This is a genomic window from Kouleothrix sp. (assembly GCF_046328425.1).
In the GTDB taxonomy this organism is placed as follows: Bacteria; Chloroflexota; Chloroflexia; order Chloroflexales; family Roseiflexaceae; genus Kouleothrix.
This window is the reverse complement of the sequence record NZ_JAXLWP010000007.1, coordinates 123,585-144,295: the sequence shown is the minus strand read 5'-3', so window position 1 is coordinate 144,295 and position 20,711 is coordinate 123,585. Positions and strand designations below refer to the sequence as shown.

The following is a 20,711-nucleotide window of genomic DNA, read 5'->3' as shown; positions in this document are numbered from 1 at the left end:
GGTGTTATAATCTAGGCGAAGTTCTCGCGCCGGCGAGGGGCGGCGCGCCGAGGGGGCACACACATGGCTGGCGAAGCAGCGGCGGATTGCCGCTGGTGTGGCGCGGAAGCAGCGCTTGAGCTGATCGACTTCGACGTGAAAGTCGCCAATCCGCAGGTCGATTTTGCTCACAAAATATACCGCTGCGAGCTTTGCCACAAGCTGAGCGCAGTGGCGCATTGGGGCAACCAAGAGTTTACCTACCGCGCGCTCGAGTACCCGCGCTCGTTTCGCAGCCCGGTGTATGTGCTCAGGTACGATGTTGCCTGTGGCTGGTGTGAGCGCGCGGATCTGATCGAGCCGGAAGAGATCAACGCTACCATCGCCAACCCGGCAAGCGCGCGGCACCGCTACGACATCTACGCCTGCCACGCATGCGAGCGCTATACCGCAGTGTCGTACCTGGGTCAGGTCTTTGCCTACCCGGCAACCCAGGATGAGCGCTATCCATCGTTGTACTACCTGGAAATTGGCGAAGATAGCGAATAATACGCGTGCTGCTGCGGAAGCGAATAGGTATATAAAAAATTGACGCTCTCGGGAGATTGTGCTACAATACACAAGGCTTGGATTGCCTCACTAGAATGCGAAGAAATCTATTTTGGGCAGTGTGCCGAAGAGCAGCATTTAGCGTGCGAAAGCGCGGTATGCGTTTGAATAGTGCGCGCTGAATCGTTCGCACCTTGTACGTGTGCTATGTACCCGTATCTATTACGATCCGGCGTCTGTGGGCGCCGCTAGAGGGGAGACACGCATGGCAGAACAGCGTAACGCAGGCCGGCGGGTGATCTCGCAAGCCGAAGCGGATGCTATTGCCGCCAAATCCGGCGTGCAGAAGCCAAACTCGGCCGCGAAGCCGAAAGGGCCGGGCGTTAATCGGCGCGAAGTGCTGGCGATCGCGATGGCTGGCTCGGCGGCGCTGCTGACTGCTGGCGGCCTGCTGTTTATTACATCGCCCGATCCCGCGGCCGACCCACTGCTTGGCCCGCTGCTCAAGTTCACCGCCGCCGAAGACCCAACCACCGGCGAGCGCACGTACCCGGTGGCCGGCGGGTTCGCGTACCCGCGCATCAAGGCCGGCACATTCGGCGGTAAGTTCACGCTCGATAAAAAGGCCAGCGAGTTTAAAGATGGCGACGATCCGTTTCCAGTGGCCGACGGCAAGTTCTTTGTGGTGAAGGTCGCCTCCGATGCCTCGATACAGCCGGTGGCCGACGAAGACGGCCAGGCCAACCCCGATGGGATCATGGCGATCTACCAGGTGTGCGTGCACCTCGGCTGCCTGGTGCCGTATATCGCTTCCGAGAAGCGTTTCATCTGCCCGTGCCACGGCTCGACGTATGAGCGCGACACGAAGTATGTGCGCGGCCCGGCGCCACGTAACCTCGATCAATTTCGCGTCAAGGTCGTCAACGATACAATTATCGTCAACACCGGGCAGCGCGTGCTGGGCGAGTCGCACGCCTAATATCGTGAAGGTAAAAGGCAAAAGGTAAAAGGTAGAATTGAGCTGCGCCAACCTCTTTACCTCAAACCTTTTTACTTTTTCCTTGAAAGACTAGAGGGAGCAACCAGAGTATGGCCACACAACAGGTCGAGCGGCCCGGCGGGATGCGACGACTGATGGCCTGGGTCTCGGAAGTTGGGCGCTCATTTTTCCCCAGTATGGGCCTGGCCGAGTGGCGCTCGGTGCTGCGTGGCGATGCAGCCCCCCGGCCGAACCCGCGCATGCGGGTGCATAGCAATAGCTTCTGGTACCACATCCGGCCGCGCGCGCTGCCGGAAGAGGCAACCGCCTGGTACTACACCGTGGGCCTGGGCTGGTTCAGCTTTTACCTGTTCATGGTTGAGGCGATCACCGGCCTGATCCTGATGATCTTCTACGTGCCATCGGCCAGCGAAGCGTACCCCAGCATGGTCAAGATCATGACCGACGTGCCGCTGGGCAACCTGATGCGCAATGTGCACCGTCTCGGCGCCCACTTGATGGTCGCGATTGTGACGCTGCATATGCTGCGCACGTTTATTACCGCATCGTATAAAGCTCCGCGCCAGTTCATCTGGGTTACTGGGGTGATCTTGCTGCTGGTCACGCTGGTGCTCTCGTTCAGCGGCTACCTGCTGCCGTGGGATCAGCTAGCCTACTGGGCGGTGACGATCGGCAGCTCGATGGCCGACGCCACGCCGGGCCTCGGCGATGCGATCAATAAGCTGCTGCGCGGCGCGGTCGACGTAGGCGGGCAGACGCTGCTACGCTTCTATTTGCTGCATATTTTCTTGCTGCCGGGCGTGGCGCTGGCGCTGATCAGCATCCACTACTACGCCGTGCGCAAGCAGGATATCTCGCCGATCCACGAGCTGTTCGACGATATGCCGCCGACAAAGCGCAAGATCCCGTTCTTGCCCGACCAGGTGTATCTCGAGGTTGCGGCGATTGCATTCCTGACGTTTGGCCTGATCGCGATTAACCAGTTTTTCTGGAATGCCACGCTTGAAGGCCACGCCAACGCGTTTGTGACTCCGCAGCATACTAAAGCGCCCTGGTACTTCCTCTGGCTGCAAGGTATGCTTAAAGTCGGCGATAAATTCTTCTTCGGCTTGCTGCTGGCCGGCGTCATGTTCGGCGGGCTGTTCCTGCTGCCGTATATCGATCGCAACCCCAGCCGCAAGTTCAAGGATCGCAAGGTGGCGCTGGCCGGCGCGCTGGTAGCGACGGTGCTGCTTAGCTTCCTCACGTATGCTGGCCTGCCGGCATACGGCATCCAAGAGACGGCTACGAGCGAGCTGGTGTTTGAATGGGTGCCTGGCGAGGGCGAAGGCAAGGCCGACGAAGTGCCGTTCGATGCGCTGCCCAGCTCGGCTTGCACCGTCGACTCATTCACCGGCGGGTTTACCACGTGCGATGAGCCGTCGCTCTCGGCCGAGTCAAAAGCGATGTTCGACGAATTCCTGGCCGATGTCGCCCGCTGGAAGCAGCTCGACAAGCCATTCGCCGAGCAAGGCGGCGACGCCACGCTCACCGTCGAACCCTGGCAGCTCGATCAGCAGGGCCGGGTGACGCTGGAAAAGATTACGCTGGTGATCTCGGTGGGTGGAAAGCAGCAGCCGCCGGTTGTACGCTTCCTGAGCCGCGCCAAAGATAACGTCCGGCAGTAGCATAGCGTGCGCGCGGGCGGCGCTGTCGCCCGCGCGCCTGGATAGTGGAAACGAACAATGACGCGTAATTTGACGATTGCGACGGTGTTCCTGCTCGCTGCGACGCTGCTGCTTGGCTATATTTGGGTGCGCGAGAATACCGTGCTGGCCCAGCGCGAACAGCGCTTCAATGGCGCGCTGCTCACCCGCGGCGCGCGCGACTACGAACAATACTGCGCTAGCTGCCACGGCCTCACCGGCGAGGGCGGCGTAGCGAATGGCGCGCCGCAGATTAACAACCTTCCAAACACGCTCGGCGATCGGCTGAACGGCGCGACGGGCATTGTCGCCAAGTATGGCACGGTGCGCAACTTTGTCGAGGCCACCATTACCTCGGGCGTGCGCGGTACCGCGATGCCGCGCTGGAGCGCGCGCTTGGGCGGCCCGCTGCGCGATGACCAGATTGCCAACATCGCGGCGTATGTGTCGAGCTGGTGGGGGCCTGAGGGCAGCACGAGCCCGAATATCAGCGCCGACGCCGCGGCCGCCGCCGCAGCGTACAAGAAGGCCCAGCAGGCAGCAGCTTCGGCCGGCGCCCCGGATACGCCGGTGGGCCGTGGCAACGCGATCTTCCAGGCGAACTGCTCCAGCTGCCACAACTTGAATAGCAAAGACAGCGGCGTACCGGCGCCGGGCCTCGGTGGGCTGTTCGGGCCAGATGGCACTGCCGCATTTGGTAAGAAGCTGCCGAATGGGAAAGATGCCACCCCCGAGAACTGGGCCGAGTGGGTGAAGAAGGGCGGCGCCGCGTTTGCGAACTCGGCGATCCAGCCGGCCAGCGGGTTTGGCCCGTACGTGATTGCCGCGATGCCGGGCTTCCCGCAGTTCGACGACAAGCAGCTCGGCGATCTGCTGGCGTTCCTGAGCACGCACGATCGCGACGGTAACACCAGCTTGCCGCCGATTGGCCTGGACGGCAAGCCGCTGCCGAATAATGGCGGCGCAGCAACTGGTAATGCTACTCCGACGCCGACCAAGTAACTTGTGCTGGTAGCGGCGGCCAACTGGCCGCCGCTATGCTACCGGCCTGGATCCTTCTAGTGTGGCCGTCGCCGGCCTGTGCATCGGCGGTAGGCTATTCGCAGGACCAACATATGCGTGATTTTTTTCGCTTCGAGCGCCGCGATCTGATCCTGTTTCTCGTGTGCACGGTGATTTACGCGCTGGTCTTTTTCGCCTGGACGGTGCTCCCACTGAATGGCGATCGGAGCCTGGCCGACACCGATGCTATTGCCGCCGGTATACCCGTGCTTGGCGATCTGCCAACCCAGAGTGTGAGCAAGCTGGTGGTGACCGGGGCGCTGTACCTGCTGTCGCTGGTGTACGCCCTGGTGTCGGCGGCCTCCTCCGATGATCGGCGCTCGCTTGGCCAGCTGATCGTTATCAGCGCGCTGACCTTTTTGGGATGGATGGCGCTGAACTTCTGGGTGGTCTCGGGCTTCCTGAACTCGCCGGCGACGCTGCTGTATGGTGGTGCGTCGGTGGTGCTGCTGGTGGTGTGGGCCGGCGCACTCGCGCGCGGGGTGTCAAGTATTCACGACGCATTGGCGCGCTTTCTGGTGCGCTTCGGCCTGGCGCTCGCGCTGTTCATTACCGTTGTGCAGCTCGCCGCACTGCTTACCCCGGAGTGGCGCAGCCCGACACAGGGCATTCCGGTGCTGTACACGCTCACATTGAACGCGCTGGTGGGTGTGTTTATTTCCGGCTTCGGCGGCAATATGCTGTGGCGCGAGCGCCGCGTCCAGGTGCTTGCTGCGTCCAAGAAACGCTAGCCCGGCCCGGTCGCTCGGCGATCGACGAAAAAGCCACCCCGGCTCGGGCGCAATGCCTCGGGCTGGGGTGGCTTTCTGCTGTGGCCGGGAGCTATATGCTGCTGCCGTCGCTCTGCTCGGCGAACAGCTCGTCGGCGGTGGCGAGCAGCGCGGCAATGCGATCTTCAGGGGTATTCTTCGCGCGTAGATAAAGCTCAAGCGCTTTGCGCGGCGTGAGCCCGTCGAGGATCGTGCCGTCGCTGGCGGCCAGCCGCCCGCGACTGGCGCGCTCGATCTCGGTGGCCACTGCGGCGACCTGAAATGCCCCGGCCTCTTCAAGCCGCTGCTGGATTTCTTCAACCCGCAGCAGGCCGGCCTGCTCGGGCCGCGCCTCGATCTGCACCCGCACCACCGCGTCGGCGACGTGGTGTTTCTCGATCGCCAGCAGCACGCGCGCCTGTGGGTCGGGGCTGTTGCGTACATCCGCGCTGATCGTGAGAAACGGCCGCGCCTTGAGCCGGTGAAATTGCCAGTTGGTATTGCCGCGTGCCAGATCGACCACCACGCAGCCTTTGTCCTCGTGCTCTTCGCCAAAGTCGATCCGCTCGATACTGCCTGGGTATACCACTGGCGGGTGCTCGCCAAGCACCTGATGCTTATGAATATGCCCCATTGCCACGTAATCGACATTGGGAAGCGCGACAAAGCTTTTTGGCAGCACCAGATCCTTGCCGAGCATGATCTGCCGTTCGGCGCCAACCGTCGCACCGTCGATCGTGCCGTGAACGGTGAGCACCGCCGGCAGTTGGGGGTCGAGCGCGGCGGTGGTGGTGCGTAGAAAGTTCTCGATCCGCTGGAGCAGCATAGCCTCGACCTCAAGCAGCGATGCGAGCTTCAGCTCGTCTTTCGTCAGCAAGCTGTGGCGCGTTACCCACGGCAGCGCGACCAGCTGCAGCGGGCCGGCGCGCGTCTCGATGCGGTGCAGCCCAGCGCGATCGGCGATGGTGACACCCTCGACGGCGAGCGTATCGAAGATCTCAATCGAGTGCGCGCGCCCGGCCGCCGGCGATACATCGTGGTTGCCGATCAGAATAACGATCGGCAGGCCCGCCTGGCGCAGCCGCCTGATGCGCCGGGCGAACTCGCGCTGGTGCGTCGGGTTGGGCGTGCGGTTTTTGTAGATGTCACCGGCGATCAGCACCATATCGACGCCTTGGCTGAGCCCTAGATCAATTGCTTCGTCGAGCCGCGCCAGGTAATCGAGCAGCCGGGTATGCAGGCCGGTGGCCGGATCGAGCCGGCCGTAATTTTCCATGCCGATGTGCAGATCGGCGAGGTGGAGTAGTTTGATCATCGTGTGTAAGCGCCGCTGCGCAAGCGATACGGCGATATATAGCGGCAAATGTGGAACAATTGTACGAGCGAACCAGGGTAGCGTCAAATCCAACCGCGTGGCGCAGCCGCATGCTGCCTGCGATCAAGCTGCCAGGGTAAATGCCTGCCACCAGCGCCGCGAAACTCCTGACACTTAGCTTGGTAGAACATATGTTCTTTTGCTGATAGCTTGGGGAAATTCTGTGGGATAAGTTGGGATAAGTTGGGATAAGTTTGGGATACACGGTGTAAATCGATCGGCGCCACAGGCAGAAAGGCGTGCTATGCACAGAAAACGCACTAGTTTTTCGGCGGCGGCCAGGGCTAGCCAAGCCAGCGCAGAGATGATAGAATAGCATCAACTCGCACTTGAACATTCAGTTGCTCGGCCAGAAGGCGCCGCCTACGGAGTAGTTTGGAGATGATCCAGCGTTCACACAGGATGAACTACCCGCCGCGCGGCGATTTTTTGTGCCTGCGAATGGGCCGGTAGCGTGGCCGGCGAACCCTGCTTGGAAGCGTAAAAGAGGTGGGCTATGGGTCGTTACCTAATTGTTGGCGCCGCGGGGTATGTAGGCTCGCGGCTGGCCGAGCGGCTATTGCAGCAGGGCCACCTAGTGCGCGGGCTGGTGCGCGACCCCGATCACGACACGGTGCAGCGCCTGGCCGGGCGGGGCATGGCGGTATGGCAGGGCGACCTGACGCAGCCCGATAGCCTGGTGGGCGTGGCAAACGGCTTTGAAGTAGTGTATAACCTGACATCGTGCTCGGTGCTGGAGAGCGGCGCGGTGCGGGCGCTATTTGTCGATGGCAACCGCAACCTGATCGCAGCGTGCTCGCGCGCGCGCACAGTGCGAGCCTACCTGTTCGCCGGCAACGCCTCGCCGTACGGCCACCGCGGCGACGCCTGGCTGAGCGAAGACAGCGCGCCGGCTCCGTGCTTCCCACTTGGCGAGGCACTGGCCGCCGCCGAGCAGGCCATTCTGGCGCTGGTGCAGGCGCACCATTTCCCGGCGATCGTGCTGCGCGTCGGCGCGATCTACGGGCCGGGGCGCGATTTCGTCGAGGCGGTGCGGAGCAATACCGCAATGCTGATTGGCGATGGCCGCAACTTCCTCACCCATATCCACATTGACGATCTGCTCGATGTACTGCAGCGCCTGGCACACGATGGCCAGCCCGGCGCAATCTATAATGTCTGCGACGACGAACCGCTGCGCGCCGCCGAGTTCTACGGTGCTATTCGCCAGCAGCTCGGCATGCTGCCGCCGCGCGCGTTCGCCAAAGACGCCGCGCTCGCTTCGGGCCTGGATGCCTCGGTGGTTGGCATGGCGGCTTCTTCGGCGCGCATGAGCAACCAGCGCCTGAAGGACGAGCTTGGGCTGGAACTGCACTACCCCAGCGTTCGTACCTGGCTGAACCGCGAGCAACCAGGCGTTGAGCGCGAGCTGACCGCCACTAGTTAGCCGCTGCTTTCCAGAATACGTATATCAACGCTTTCCGCCCGCAGGGCCGGCGCAGATATCGCGCCGGCCCTGCGCGAATCAGCGTCGCCAAGCGCCGGCCTGGCGATACGACAGCGCGCGAGAGGTACGTGCTACTGTCGCGGGCCGGCATGGTACAATAGCGTATCGCTATGGCGGAAGGAACTGCGATGAGTATGCGGCTGAGGCTGGCGCACCTCTACCCCGACCAGATGAATATCTACGGCGATCGCGGCAACATTTTGGCGCTGGCGCGCCGCTGCGCCTGGCGCGGCATCGAGCTCGAGATTATGCCGGTGGGCGTAGGCGCCGATATTGACTGGCCGGCGCTGGACATGGCGTTTTTCGGCGGCGGGCAAGACAGCGGCCAGGCGCTGATTGCGGCCGATTTTGTGCAGCACCAGGGGCCGGCGCTGCGTACGGCGATCGACGACGGCCTGGTGATGCTGGCGATCTGCGGCGGCTACCAGCTGCTTGGGCATTACTTTCTGACACACACCGGCGAGCGGCTGCCGGGGATCGGCGCAATTGACGTTCATACCGTTGGCGGCGACGTGCGGCTGATCGGCAATATCGTTGTCGACGCTGAGCTGGGCGAGCTGGCCGGCCTCGCGGCTAGCTCGGCCCACGTGCGCCTGGTGGGCTTCGAGAACCACAGCGGCCGAACGTACCTTGGCGCGGGTGTGCGCCCGCTCGGCCGGGTGCTGGCCGGCCACGGCAATAATGGCGAAGACGGCAGCGAGGGTGCGGTGTATCGCAACACCTTTGGCTGCTACATGCACGGGTCGCTGCTGCCGAAGAACCCGCAGCTCGCCGATCACCTGATCGGCCTGGCGCTGGCGCGGCGCTATGGTGCCAGCGCGGCGCTGGCGCAGCTTGACGATCGGCTGGAGCTGGCAGCCCAGCGCGGCATGGTCGAGCGGTTGCTGCACTAGCCGCGCCGCGCTGCCGGGCTAGCTACACGCGGCGGCTCGGGCAGGCCACAAAAGACACTCGCTCGCTTGGATAAAGGCTTTCGGGATGACGGTGTTACTGATCGGCGGCACCGGGCTGCTTGGCGGCGCCATCGCCGCCGAGCTGGTGCGGCAGAACTACCCGGTGCGCGCGCTGGTGCGCACCGGCAAGGGCGCTGCCCGGCTGCGCGGGCTGGGAATCGAGCTTGAGGTTGGCGATGTACGCGATGCCCGTGCGCTGCGGCGGGCCTTTCGCGACCAGCCGACGGTGATGACGACCGCGCAGGGCAACCCGCTGAGCCGGTCAAACCCGATGCGCCAGATCGATGGCTCGGCGAACCAGCACATGATCGTGGCGGCGCGCAAGGCTGGCGTGCCGCGCTTTGTATTTGTATCGGCGTTGAAGGCCGACCAGGGCGCCGCGACGGTGCCACAGCTGGCGTACAAGTTTGCCGCCGAGAACGTGCTGCAGGCCAGCGGCATCCCGTTCACCATCCTGCGGCCTTCGTCGTTTCAAGAAACATTTGACGACGGGTTTGCGCCTTTCAAGCGGATCATTGAGCTCGCGGGGGTTGGGTTGACCATGGGCAGCGGGCGTGGCCGGCACTCGTTTGTGGCGGTGCGCGATGTGGCGCGCGCGGCGGTGCTGTCGCTCGCGCACCCCGAAGCGCTCGGCCAGATTGTGCCGGTGGGCGGCCCCGACGACTTGAGCTACCGCGAGGCGTATCGGCAGATCGCTAAGATCACCGGCCGGCGCGTGGTGGTGCTGCCGGCGCCGCGCATTGCTTTGAAGCTGGGCGGCCTGCTGGCCACGCCAGTGCTGCCGGAGCTTGGCGATTTCTTCGCGTTTTTCGAATTTTTCGACCGCCACGGCTACACCTGTGCCACGCCCGAGTGGTTGGTGCGCGCGCTGGGCCGGCGCCGCAGCTTCGACGAGGCGGTGCGCGATTTCTATGGTGTGAACCAGCCCGGCGTGGGCCTTAGCGCGGCCTGAGCGCCATGGTAAGCCCTATGCTTCGGCCAGGCGCAGCTCGTATACGTGCATGTGCTCGGCCGGGCCGGCAAAGCCAGCCGCCAGCAGCGCGGGCATGCAGGGCGCGGCCGGCGGCAGCAGGGTGCGCAGCGCCCATGCCGGCGCGCTTGCTGCGGCGCAGAGGTCGCGGCATAGCTGCTCGAGCTCGCCGGGCGGGCCTTCTGCGTGCGCCAGCCACCAGCCAGCTTCCTCGCGCGGTGTGACGATCGCCCACGCCGCCGCGCCCGGCAGCGCATACACCTGGCCGTGCGCCAGGTGCTCGCGCAGCCGCTCCGCAGTCATGTCGAAGGTGTGCCAGCCATACGTGTAGAGCTTGCCGGTGTGCGCCAATAACGCCGAGCGGGCGAGATCGGCCTGCAGGCGCTCGATCTGAGTGGGCGCAAGCGGCCTGGCAAGTGAGCCGCCCGGCTGGCGCGGCGCGCGGTACCACGCCGGCTCGTACACGAGCCGAAAGCCGTGCTCGCGGCCCATGCGATGCATCGTGACATTGCCGGAGTCGGTGAGGTAGCGCAGCGTGCGCGCGCCGCGCTTGTGCGCGAGCGCGATGCAGCGCTGCATCATGGCGCGGCCAAAGCCCTGCCGCGCGCGCGCCGGGTCGACGCGCAGGCCGTGAAACCAATCTTCGCCCGGCCCGAGCGCCGAGATTTTCGCCAGCGCCACCGGCTGGCCGCCAACCTCGCCTACCAGCAGCGCGCCGCTACCGTCGGCAAGCCAGGCATCCCACACCTCGGGGATGTAGTCCTCGCCATTCCAGATTGTTCTGACCATCGCGACGACCGCCGGGCGATCGGCGGCGTGCGCCGCGCGGATGTGCAGCCGTGCTGCACCTGTGTCGGTATGATTCATGGTGAATAGTAGCTATCCGAACATATTACGTGACGACGGGCGCGCTGCCGGCGTATTTTTCGTACAGGCGCGTATCGACGATCTCGCGCATGCGCACGGCGGCGCTGTGGATCTCGGCGTAGGTGGTGTAGAGTGGCGCAATGCCCAGGCGAATATTGTCGGGCGTGCGAAAATCGGGCAGCACGTGCATATCGTTGATCAGCGCCAGGTCGATTCCCAGGCCCTGCTGGTGGCCGAGCGAAACGTGTGAGCCGCGCCAGTCGGCGCTGCGTGGCGAGTTTAGCGTGTAGCCGACCGGCGCGAGCAGTGCCTCCCACAGCTCGATCAGGTAGCTCGTCTGCTGGCGCGATTTGGCGCGCAGCGCTTCGATGCCGGCCTCGAGCAGCAGATCGACGCCTGGCTCGATCAGCGCGAGCGAGAGCACCGCCGGGGTGCCGCTAAGGAAGCGCCGCAAGCCCGGCGCGGGTTGGTACTGAAGGCCGAAATCAAACAGGCCGCGCTGGCCCATCCAGCCGGCGATCGGGTTGACTAGCTGCTCTTGCAGGTCGCGGCGGATGTACAGAAACGCCGGTGCACCGGGGCCGCCGTTCAGGTATTTGTAGCAGCAGCCGATCGCCAGGTCGGCCCCAGCGGCGTTGAGGCCGACCGGAACGCTGCCGACCGAGTGGCTGAGATCCCAAAGCACCAGCGCGCCTGCGTCGTGCGCGGCCCGCGTGACCTCGGCCATGTCGTAGACGTAGCCGCTTTTGAACACGGTATGCGAGAGCGTCAGCAGCGCGGCCTGCTCGCCAAGCTGCGCTGCAATCTGCTCGGCCGGGCCGTGGATTGCGTCGGGCGAGGGCACAATCGTGAGCGTGTGGCCGCCGCCGAGCAGATCGATCGCGCCCTGAAGAATGTAGATATCCGATGGGAAGTTGAGATCGTCGGTGATCACGCGCGTGCGGCCAGGGCGAGCGCGCAGCGCCGCAACCGCGAGCTTGAACAAATTGACCGATGTCGAGTCCGCGACGATAACTTCGTCGGGCGGGGCGCCGATCAGGCGGGCGATCTTCGCGCCGACGCGCTCGGGCGCGCTGAACCAGCCCTCGTTCCAGCCGCGGATCAGGCGCGCGCCCCACTCGTCGCGCACCAGCGCGTCGGCGCGCGCGGCCGCGGCGCGCGGCAGCCGGCCAAGCGAGTTGCCGTCAAGATAGATCAGGTCGGGGTCGTCGATGACGAACTGGTCGCGAAAGTGCGCCAGCGGGTCGCGTGCGTCAAGCTCGTGGGCGTAGGCGGCGTCGGTGCGGATGGGCATAGGCTGGCCTTTCGTCGCAGAGAGTACACGCATGGTTTGGCCGCACATCGCGCTGTAGTTGGTCTGCACAATGATGCGGCAGTATGATCACGTGACGTAGCGGCATGATCGCGCGCTGCGGCAGTATGATCACGTGATGTAGCGGCATGATCGCGCGCTGCAGCAGTACGATCACATGACGTAGCGGCATGATCGTGCGATGCAGCAGTATGATCACATGATGCGACGGCATGATCGTGCGATGCAGCAGCATGATCACGCGATGCGGCGGCGTGATCGCGCGATGGATAAATTTACATAGTGAAGCGCGCTCAGAATACACACACGACGTCGCTGGATCTCTGGCGCAGGCGCATCGCAGGCCGCAAGCGCCCTATGCTCGGCACAGCTGGGCGAACCGTGGCTCACGAGGCGGCGCCGACAGGCTCACAGCTGCGATCGAATCTCCCACAGGTCGGGGAAGAAAGGGCGAACCGTGGTGGCCAGGTAGGCTGCGCCGGGCGAGCCGCCAGTGCCGGGCTTGCCACCGATCGTGCGCTCGACCATTTTGATGTGACGGTAGCGCCACTCCATAAAGCCCTCGTCGAGATCGACCAGCCGCTCGCAGATATTGCTCACCGCCGCGTCGGCGCGATAGATCTCGATCAGGATGGCCTGCAGCGCGGGCGCGGGCTTGAGCGGCTGTGCAACATCGCGGCCCAGCTGATCGGCCGGAACGGCGTAGCCGCGCAGCGCCAGATACGCCAGAAACGCATCCCAGAGCGTCGGCTCGTCGAAGCGGCGGCGCAGCCGATCGAGGCCGAATGTCTCGGGCGGGTAGTGCTTGAAGATATTCTCACGCTTGAGGCCCATCACAAACTCGACCTCGCGGAACTGCACCGACTGAAAGCCGCTGCCGGACTCGAGGTAGCTGCGGAAGGCATTGAACTCGAGCGGCGTCATGGTCTCGAGGATATCGACCTGAGCGACGATGGTTTTGAGAATAGCGCGCAGGCGCTGCAGTGTGTGGATGGCGCGGGCGTGCTCGCCGCCGCGCAGGCGCTCGGCGAGATAGTCGAACTCGTGCAGCATCTGCTTGAACCACAGCTCGTAGACCTGGTGGATCACGATGAACAGCATCTCGTCGTGCTCGGGGCCATGCGAGCCGAGGCTGCGCGGCACCTGCTGGCGCAGCAGATCGTCGAGACGCAGGTAGCTCGAGTAGTTCAGCGGTTCGGACATCATTGTTCCTTTGCTGCAGTGGTGTCGTCAGCGGCGAGCGACGCGCGTATGATACCACGATCGCTCGTAATGCTTGTAGAAGCACGGGGCATACCAGGGTATCGTCAAAGTCCGGCGCTTTTTGCCCTCATCGCGCCTGCCTCACGCCCCCGCATGCCGCAGAGCGGCAGTGGGAGGGGTAAAGCGCTACCATGCAGATCTCGTAACCGAGGGGAAATGAATCGTCTCTGCGCGAGCGCACGACGAAGCATAGCATGTCGAGTACAATACGCGCGATCCATTGTTCGATATGGCGTACTGGCAAGCCAGGCCGGGCACGGCGCCAGCATGGTATGTCGAACCCTATGCATATGAAAGCAAAGCCATGAGCAGCTACGACTATGACGCAATTATTGTGGGGGGCGGGCACAACGGGCTCACCTGCGCAGGCTACCTGCAGCGCGCCGGGCTGCGCGTGCTGGTGCTTGAAAGGCGGCCGATCGTGGGCGGGGCGGTGTGCACCGAGGAAGTGATCCCAGGCTACCGCATCGACGTCGGCTCGTCGGCGCATATCATGATACACCTGACGCCGATCGTGCGCGATCTCGAGCTCGAGCGCTACGGCCTCGAGTATGTCGACATGGATCCGTACGCGTACTACCCGCTGCTCGACGGCTCGGGCGCGATCGGGCTGTATCGCGATGTCGACAAAACCTGCCAGTCGATCGCGCGGGTATCGCCGCGCGACGCCGAGGCATACCGGCGGTTTGTAGCCTACTGGCGGCCGCTGAACGAGGCGATCTTCGAGACATTCATGAACCCGCCGAGCGTGACGCAGCTCTTCGGGCGCATGGCCGGGGCGCAGATGCGCGCGGGCGGCGTGGGCGGCTCGCTGGAGTCGGTACGCAAGCTGATCGCGCCGTACGGCCAGCTGATCACCGAGACATTCGAGAGCGAGGCGATGCGCGCGTTTATGGCATGGCTGGGCGCGCAATCGGGCCCCGCGCCCGACGAGGTGGCCTCGGGCGATCACTTCGGCTGGTACGCGATGATGCACCTGAGCGGCGCGAAGCACCCGAAGGGCGGGAGCGGGATGCTCACGCAGGCAATGGCGCGCTCGCTCGAAGCAGCGGGTGGCGTGGTGGCGCTCGACGCGCCGGTGCGGCGAATCCTGGTATCCGGCGGCCGAGCCGAGGGTGTCGAGATCGAAGACGGCACGCGCTACACCGCGCCGATCGTGATCTCGAACGCGCACATCTGGACGACAATGCTCGACCTGGTGAGCGAGGTCGATCTCGCGCCGGCGTTTCGCGAGCGGGTGCGCAATATTCGCGTCGGCAACGGCTTTGGCATGACGGTGCGCTGCGCCGCCGAGGAGCTGCCCGACTACGCAGGCGCGCCGTCGGGCGGGCGGCCGCACGAGAGCCACCACGGCCTGCAGATGCTGTGCCCCTCGCTCGACTACCTGCGCCGCGCGTTTGCCGACCACAGCCGCGGCATGCCCTCGCGCGAGCCAGCGGTGATCGCCATGACATTCTCGGCGATCGACCCGGCCGTGGCGCCGCCCGGCAAGCACACGGTGTTTCTGTGGTCGCAGTACTTCCCATACGAGCTAGCCGACGGCCGGCGCTGGGACGACGTGCGCGAGGAAGTGGCCGACAGCATTCTCGAAGTGCTCTACCGCTACGCGCCAAACATGCGCGGCAAGATCATCGACCGCTTCATCCAGTCGCCGCTGGATATCGAGCGCCGGCTCGGCCTGCCGCGCGGCAATGTGATGCATGTGGAGATGTCGTTCGACCAGATGTTTTTCTTCCGCCCGCTACCCGAGCTAGCCTCGTACCGCACGCCGCTGCGCGGGCTGTACATGACTGGCGCGAGCATGCACCCCGGCGGCGGCGTATTCGGCGCGAGCGGCTACAACACCGCGCGGGTGGTGCTGGCCGATCGCGCACGCGCGCGCAAGCTGTGGGCTGGGGCTGGCGTGGCGGCCGGCGTAGCTGGCGCGGCGGGGGCGTGGCTTGGAAAGAAGCGCGAGGGGCGAGCCAAGGATCAGTGACGCGGGCTCAGGCAAGCGCCGCGCGGCGGGTGCCGAGCGCCAGGAGCCAGCCGCAGGCTCCTGGCGCTTGGTGTTTGAGGTGCTACGAGCGCAGCGCGCAGCCGACCTGCTCGGGGCCCTGGTTGACGTGCTGGCGGAAGAACCCGGTGATCGCGGCGGTATCAACCTTGTCGAGCTTCATGAGCCAGGTCCAGGCCGTCACGGCGATCGGCGTGTCGAGCTTGTCGGCCGGGCGGGGGAGCATGAGGACGCACGGGCTCTGCTGCTGCAGCTGGCGCGTCAGCGTGGTCAGCTGGTCGAGGCTGGCCTGGTCGAGATCCTGGCGATAGTGGATGATGATGCCGCCGTGCTCGAGGTTGTGCACCGTAATCTCGTCGGGCAGCGGCTCGCTGGTGACGCCCCAGGGGCCGATGTTGCCGCCGGTGTGCCAGCCCGACGTCGGCGGGTTCGAGTTGTAGGCCGGGTGCGGGTCGGTGACATTGACGATGTGCGGGTTGCCGGGCGGCGGCACCTGGTTCGGGAACTGCTGGCTCTTATCGCTGCTGGCATTGCGGCTGGAAAAGGCCATGCCCGCCGCGACCATAACGATCAGCAAGCCTACGACGCCGGCAATGATCAGCGGCAGGTTCGACTTGGGGCTGCTGCTTTTGCGCTGGGCTTGCCGGCCGCCGGCACGGCGCACTCCTGTCTGGGACATCTGGGCGTTCTCCTTGGGTCGTTATCACTACACTGCAGAGCGACTGAGCGTGGAGCGCAGAAAATCGGCCATCGTGATGCACTCGAGGCTCACCCCACGCCGGGCCGCTATCTCTGCTCTTGGCTAAAGGGAATGCTGGCGAGCGCAGCGGCGATGCGCGCGGCGACGCGCGCATTCTGGCGCAGCAGCGCGATATTCGTGCGCATGCTTTCGCCGTGGGTTTCCTCGGCAACCGCCGCCAGCAGAAACGGCGTGACCGCCTGGCCGCGCACGCCGGCAGCCTGCGCCTTCGCCAGCGCGCGCTCGATCGCGCGCTCGACTTCATCGCGCGGCAGGGCGACCTCGGCCGGTGGCGGAACCACCAGCAGCATGCCGCCGCTGCCGTAGCTGCGATGCGCGCGCCACACCGCAGCCACCTCGGCCGCCGAGTCGGCGCGTGCGGTTACCGGCAGGCCGCTGTCGGCGCTATAGAACGCCGGGAACGCATCGGTGCCGTAGCCCACCACCGGCACGCCGGCAGTCTCGAGGTACTCAAGCGTCGCCGGCAGGTCGAGGATTGACTTGGCGCCGGCGCAGACCACCAGCACGGGCGTACGCGCCAGCTCGGTCAGGTCGCCCGAGACGTCCCACGTCTCGGCGGCGCCGCGATGTACCCCACCAATGCCGCCGGTGGCGAACACCTGCACCCCTGCCAGCGCGGCCAGCGTCATTGTCGCGGCGACGGTAGTGGCGCCATCGCGGCGCATAGCCACGGCGTAGCCAATATCGCGGCGCGAAAGCTTCAGTATGCCCGTAGCCTGCGCGAAGTGCGCGATCTGCTCGGGCGACATGCCCACGGTTGGCGTGCCGGCCACCACGCCGATCGTGGCTGGCGCCGCGCCGTTGCCGCGCACCTCGTCCTCCATAGCGCGGGCGAGGTCGAGGTTATGCGGAAAGGGCAGGCCGTGTGAGATCACCGTGCTTTCGAGCGCCACTGCCGGCCGCCCGGCCGCGAGCGCGGCGCCAAGCGCTTCGGAAAGCTGTACAAGAGTTGTCGACATATGTGTGCCTGCTCGATGCGAATAGAATGCGCTATTGTACCGCACTTTTTCGCCATTGTACTCGTGCTGCGGAGCGTGCTGGATGAGTATACGTAGAGAGTTTGGCGGGCGCGTTGGTATATGCCCGCAGCCGAGAAGCGCTGACATCGGTGGTCGTCCATCAGGCAGCGCGCTCGGCGCCATTCCAGCCCAGCAGGCCCTTCACCAGCAGCAGCACGCCGAACGAGATCGCCAGCAGCAAGATCGCCAGCGTCAGCGCGACATTCAGCTCAAGCTCGAAGCCAATATAGATCGCCAGTGGCATCGTCTGAGTGCGGCCGGGGAAATTGCCGGCGAAGATGATTGTGGCGCCGAACTCGCCCAGCGCGCGCGCCCATGTCATCACCGCGCCGCCGAACAGCGCCGGCCAGGCCAGCGGCAGTGTGACGTGGCGGAACACGCCCAGCGGCGTCGCGCCGTCGAGCGCGGCGGCCTGCTCAAGCTCGTGATCGACGCTGGCGAAGCCGGCCAGCGCCGATTTGACATAAAAAGGGGCGGCGACAAACAGCTGGGCCAGCACCACGGCGGCCTGGGTAAACGCGACCTCGATCGACGCGTCGGCCAGGTAGCGGCCAAGCAGCCCGCGCCGGCCGAACGCCAGCAGCAGGCCGATACCGGCCACAGCGGGCGGCAGCACCATCGGCAGATCGATCAGCGTGTCGAGCGCGGCGCGGCCTGGCAGGCGCCGGCGCGCCAGCAGGTAGGCCAGCGGCGTCCCGCCGGCTATCGCCAGCGCCAGCGAGATCGCAGTGGTAAGCATGCTCAGGCTGATCGCCTGGGCCGCCTCGCGTCCGGCCAGGTTGCTGAGCAGCACGGCCGGCGACACGCGCACGATCAGCGCAACCACCGGCACCAGCAGGAACAGCAGCATCGGCAGGCTCGCCAGGAGCAGCAGCAGGGTGTGCCGCCGGGCGCGCGGTGTGCCGAGGCCGCCCGCGCGATTGGCCTGGCGCGTCGGCGCTAATCGTTCGGCCATATCAGGGATGCTATTGCTTGAGCCCGGCCAGGCTGCGGGCCAGCCAGAAGACGCACGCTCGGGCACCGGCGACCTCGAGTACGGTAAGAGCTTGCAGCGCCTTTCTGCTCATGCCCGCTCCTGCGCGGCCGCTGCCGGCTGCGCTGCGCTGCGCGGGTAAGTGTTCGACTTCGCGTGCCTTGCGTCTGCGCGAATGACCCACTCGCTAGCGGCAAAGCCTGAATCGAGCAGGGCCTGTAGCGCCTCGCCGCCCGGCCCTGGCGTGATCGCCAGCGTGTCGTGCGGGGGCAAGAATGGGTAGGCTTGCGTGTGGCCGCGCAGGCGGGCGAAGAACATCTTTCTGCCCCCACCCTGGCGTTCGGGCAGGAAGATCGGGCCTTCCCAGGCCGCCTCGCCGCTGCGCGTTGGCGCACGGCCGGCGCCTGCCTGCATGCGCGCTTCGAACAACGGCACACCGGCCGCAGCGACGTCGATCGTGGCAGGGAGCGCGGCCGACACGCGCACATCGGCGTGCTGGTAGGGCGTGGCGAAGACCCTGCGCTCGTACCAGGCGAAGAAGCGCCGCGAGTTGAACGCGCCCACCAGGTAGGCGGCCTGCTGGCCTACGTGGAGCTCGGGTTCGACAAGCACAGAGAAGCTAAGCTCGCAGAAGCGAACGCCCATGAAGCGCATGTCGGCGGCGACAATCAGCAGCTGGGCATGGCCGTGCTCGTCGGCGGCGGGGGCCAGGTCTTCGCCCTGCAGGCGCTTTTGCCAGAAGGCCATATCGGCGGTGCCAAGCAGCGAGACTTCGTGCACGTGCGCTAGCTCGGTCGCCCATGTAACTTGTGTTGTCATGCTATTCATCACTTACGCAGCTGGCGCGCTCAGCCTTCAGCAGAGCGCTTCTTGCTTCTATACGGGTGGCGAAACCTTGCTGAACCAGCAGGTCGATTATCGCACGCGAGGATGCGGGTGTCAATTTTGTATACGAAACCTTGACAGTAATACACTCAAGTTTATATAATAGGCTTGAAAAGGAATAGGCGCTACGCAGTTGCGTTATTCGGCTTCCTAAAGGTACACTCGCCCGCCCACGGCAGCATAGGGCTTGCCGATCTTCTGGGTGCGGTTTTCCGCACGGAGCGCGGAAAACCGCAGCACAACGAATATTGAGGAGTCGTTCCGATGGAATATCGCGATTACTACCAGGTGCTCGGTGTCGAGCGCAGCGCCAGCGACGCCGAGATCAAGAAGGCGTATCGCAAGCTGGCGCGCCAGTATCACCCCGACATCAACCCTGGCAACACGGCGGCCGAGGCAAAATTTAAAGAGATCAACGAAGCCTATGAAGTGCTCTCCGACAAAGAGAAGCGCGAGAAGTACGATCGCTTCGGGCGCGACTGGCAGCGCTACGGCGCGGGCGGCGCAGGCGGCCCGGCCGGCGGCTGGGCCGATACCGGGGGCAGCCCATTTGGCGGCGGCGACTTCTCCGATTTCTTCGAGACGCTGTTTGGCGGCGCGGCGGGCGCGCGCCCCTCGGCGCGCGGCGCGGGCGGGCTGCGCATGGACGGGCAGCCGGTCGAGCACGAGGCCGAGATAACGCTTGAAGAAGCCTTCAGCGGCACGCAGCGCGTGCTGCAGTTCAGCAACCCCAACGGCTCGCCGCGCACCATCACGGTGAAAGTGCCGCCAGGCGTCGAGACCGGATCGCGCGTGCGGGTGGCCGGCGAGGGCGCGCCGGGCATTGGCGGCGGCCGTCGCGGCGACCTGTTTCTGATCGTCAAGGTGCTGCCCGACAGCCGCTACGAGCGGCGTGGCGACGATCTGGAGGCGGCGGTGCCGGTGGATATGTTCACCATGATGCTAGGCGGCACGGCACGCGTGCCGATCATCGGCGGCAAGACGGTGACGCTAAGCGTACCGGCGGGCACGCAGAATGGCCGCAAGTTCCGCATTAGCGGGCAGGGCATGCCGCGGCTGCGCGCGCCCGAGACGCGCGGCGACCTGTATGTCAAGCTCGAGGCTCAGCTGCCGACGCGGCTCTCCGAGCGCGAGCGCGAGCTGGTGGAAGAGCTGCAGCGGGTGCGGCAATCGTAGTGATTGGGGCCAGGCTTGAGCTAGGACTTACGCAGCTGCGCTGTTCGGCATCTCAGTGCCGCACTTTTGCCTGCGGCAGCTACCTTTGTATGCGCTATTTTCGCGCGGATCGCGGAGATATCGCGCGCAGAGAAACAATCAAGGAGCGCTCTGCCGAAGGCAGAACGCGTCAACTGCGCAAGCCGTAACACTATGGAAAAGCACTACTACACGATCAAAATTGCCGCCGAGCTATGTGGCATGCACGAGCAGAGCCTGCGGATGTACGAGCGGCGCGGGCTGATCGCGCCACAGCGCAGCCCCGGCAACATCCGCCGCTTCAGCGACGAGGATGTGGAGCAGATTCGCTTTATCAAGCGCCTGGTCGACGATCTGGGCGTAAACCTGGCCGGTGTCGAGGTGATTTTGCACATGCGCCGCCAGATGGTCGATCTGCAGCACGAGCTAGCCGCGCTGCGCGCGATGACGGGCGACACGTAGGCCCAGTACGTTGCAAATAGACACAAAGACGCAAAGAACACGCGGCTGCGGCGCGCCTTCGAGACTTGTGTCATCATCTTCTGTGCGGTTTTCCGCGCGGAGCGCGAAAACCGCACACGATACCGAGCATAGCACCGCTCTGCCGAGGGCTGAGGGCGCTAACTGGGTAAGT

General features: G+C 65.0%; 19 protein-coding genes. 11 read left to right on the top strand and 8 right to left on the bottom strand.

The genetic code is table 11. The features are described 5' to 3' along the window. Positions 1–63 precede the first annotated feature (63 nt). From U0177_RS07950 to U0177_RS07930, 5 genes are all read left to right on the top strand, one after another. Complete coding sequence (locus U0177_RS07950; RefSeq protein WP_409570073.1) at positions 64–528, top strand: hypothetical protein; 465 nt, start codon at positions 64–66, stop codon at positions 526–528. A 265-nt stretch (positions 529–793) separates the two neighbouring features. After that, the gene (locus U0177_RS07945) at positions 794–1,507 is read left to right on the top strand and encodes a ubiquinol-cytochrome c reductase iron-sulfur subunit (protein WP_409570072.1); all 714 of its coding nucleotides are present in this window, start codon (positions 794–796) and stop codon (positions 1,505–1,507) included. Between the two features lie 110 nt (positions 1,508–1,617). Next, the gene (locus tag U0177_RS07940; RefSeq protein ID WP_409570071.1) at positions 1,618–3,195 is read left to right on the top strand and encodes a cytochrome b; all 1,578 of its coding nucleotides are present in this window, start codon (positions 1,618–1,620) and stop codon (positions 3,193–3,195) included. A 57-nt stretch (positions 3,196–3,252) separates the two neighbouring features. Next, positions 3,253–4,215 (top strand): cytochrome c, encoded by a 963-nt coding sequence (locus U0177_RS07935; RefSeq protein WP_409570070.1) that lies wholly within the window; start codon positions 3,253–3,255, stop codon positions 4,213–4,215. A 113-nt stretch (positions 4,216–4,328) separates the two neighbouring features. Further along, on the top strand, positions 4,329–5,006 hold the full coding sequence (locus tag U0177_RS07930; protein ID WP_409570069.1) for a hypothetical protein: 678 nt from the start codon (positions 4,329–4,331) through the stop codon (positions 5,004–5,006). A 91-nt stretch (positions 5,007–5,097) separates the two neighbouring features. On the opposite strand, the gene U0177_RS07925 is transcribed toward U0177_RS07930, so the two are convergent. Further along, the gene (locus tag U0177_RS07925) at positions 5,098–6,339 is read right to left on the bottom strand and encodes an exonuclease SbcCD subunit D (RefSeq protein ID WP_409570068.1); all 1,242 of its coding nucleotides are present in this window, start codon (positions 6,337–6,339) and stop codon (positions 5,098–5,100) included. A gap of 556 nt (positions 6,340–6,895) precedes the next feature. On the opposite strand from U0177_RS07925, the gene U0177_RS07920 reads away from it, so the two are divergent. The 3 genes from U0177_RS07920 (at position 6,896) to U0177_RS07910 (ending at position 9,790) form a co-directional block, all read left to right on the top strand. After that, the gene (locus U0177_RS07920) at positions 6,896–7,825 is read left to right on the top strand and encodes an NAD-dependent epimerase/dehydratase family protein (RefSeq protein WP_409570067.1); all 930 of its coding nucleotides are present in this window, start codon (positions 6,896–6,898) and stop codon (positions 7,823–7,825) included. Positions 7,826–8,013: 188 nt separating this feature from the next. Further along, positions 8,014–8,778: a type 1 glutamine amidotransferase gene (locus U0177_RS07915; RefSeq protein WP_409570066.1), complete on the top strand. Its 765-nt coding sequence runs from the start codon at positions 8,014–8,016 to the stop codon at positions 8,776–8,778. Positions 8,779–8,863: 85 nt separating this feature from the next. Continuing rightward, on the top strand, positions 8,864–9,790 hold the full coding sequence (locus tag U0177_RS07910) for an SDR family oxidoreductase (RefSeq protein WP_409570065.1): 927 nt from the start codon (positions 8,864–8,866) through the stop codon (positions 9,788–9,790). Between the two features lie 15 nt (positions 9,791–9,805). Here U0177_RS07910 and U0177_RS07905 read toward each other — a convergent pair whose 3' ends face one another. From U0177_RS07905 to U0177_RS07895, 3 genes are all read right to left on the bottom strand, one after another. Next, positions 9,806–10,675 carry an N-acetyltransferase family protein gene (locus tag U0177_RS07905; protein ID WP_409570064.1) on the bottom strand — a complete coding sequence of 290 codons (870 nt, stop codon included), beginning with the start codon at positions 10,673–10,675 and terminating at the stop codon, positions 9,806–9,808. 25 nt (positions 10,676–10,700) lie between these two features. Next, positions 10,701–11,969: a kynureninase gene (gene kynU, locus U0177_RS07900; protein ID WP_409570063.1), complete on the bottom strand. Its 1,269-nt coding sequence runs from the start codon at positions 11,967–11,969 to the stop codon at positions 10,701–10,703. A gap of 426 nt (positions 11,970–12,395) precedes the next feature. Then, the gene (locus tag U0177_RS07895) at positions 12,396–13,190 is read right to left on the bottom strand and encodes a tryptophan 2,3-dioxygenase (protein WP_409570062.1); all 795 of its coding nucleotides are present in this window, start codon (positions 13,188–13,190) and stop codon (positions 12,396–12,398) included. A gap of 364 nt (positions 13,191–13,554) precedes the next feature. Here U0177_RS07895 and U0177_RS07890 point away from each other — a divergent pair, with 364 nt between their 5' ends. Continuing rightward, entirely contained in the window at positions 13,555–15,228 is a 1,674-nt protein-coding gene (locus tag U0177_RS07890) for a phytoene desaturase family protein (protein ID WP_409570061.1), read from the top strand. Positions 15,229–15,310: 82 nt separating this feature from the next. Here U0177_RS07890 and U0177_RS07885 read toward each other — a convergent pair whose 3' ends face one another. The 4 genes from U0177_RS07885 to U0177_RS07870 form a co-directional block, all read right to left on the bottom strand. Further along, complete coding sequence (locus U0177_RS07885) at positions 15,311–15,925, bottom strand: DUF3105 domain-containing protein (RefSeq protein WP_409570060.1); 615 nt, start codon at positions 15,923–15,925, stop codon at positions 15,311–15,313. A gap of 107 nt (positions 15,926–16,032) precedes the next feature. Beyond that, entirely contained in the window at positions 16,033–16,965 is a 933-nt protein-coding gene (locus U0177_RS07880) for a pseudouridine-5'-phosphate glycosidase (protein ID WP_409570059.1), read from the bottom strand. 160 nt (positions 16,966–17,125) lie between these two features. Beyond that, positions 17,126–17,980, bottom strand: a complete 855-nt coding sequence (locus U0177_RS07875) for an ABC transporter permease (protein WP_409570058.1) — start codon at positions 17,978–17,980, stop codon at positions 17,126–17,128. A gap of 108 nt (positions 17,981–18,088) precedes the next feature. After that, positions 18,089–18,817 (bottom strand): hypothetical protein, encoded by a 729-nt coding sequence (locus U0177_RS07870; protein WP_409570057.1) that lies wholly within the window; start codon positions 18,815–18,817, stop codon positions 18,089–18,091. A gap of 330 nt (positions 18,818–19,147) precedes the next feature. On the opposite strand from U0177_RS07870, the gene U0177_RS07865 reads away from it, so the two are divergent. Continuing rightward, positions 19,148–20,059, top strand: a complete 912-nt coding sequence (locus tag U0177_RS07865) for a DnaJ C-terminal domain-containing protein (protein WP_409570056.1) — start codon at positions 19,148–19,150, stop codon at positions 20,057–20,059. Between the two features lie 192 nt (positions 20,060–20,251). Further along, positions 20,252–20,539, top strand: a complete 288-nt coding sequence (locus tag U0177_RS07860) for a MerR family transcriptional regulator (RefSeq protein ID WP_409570055.1) — start codon at positions 20,252–20,254, stop codon at positions 20,537–20,539. Positions 20,540–20,711 lie beyond the last annotated feature (172 nt).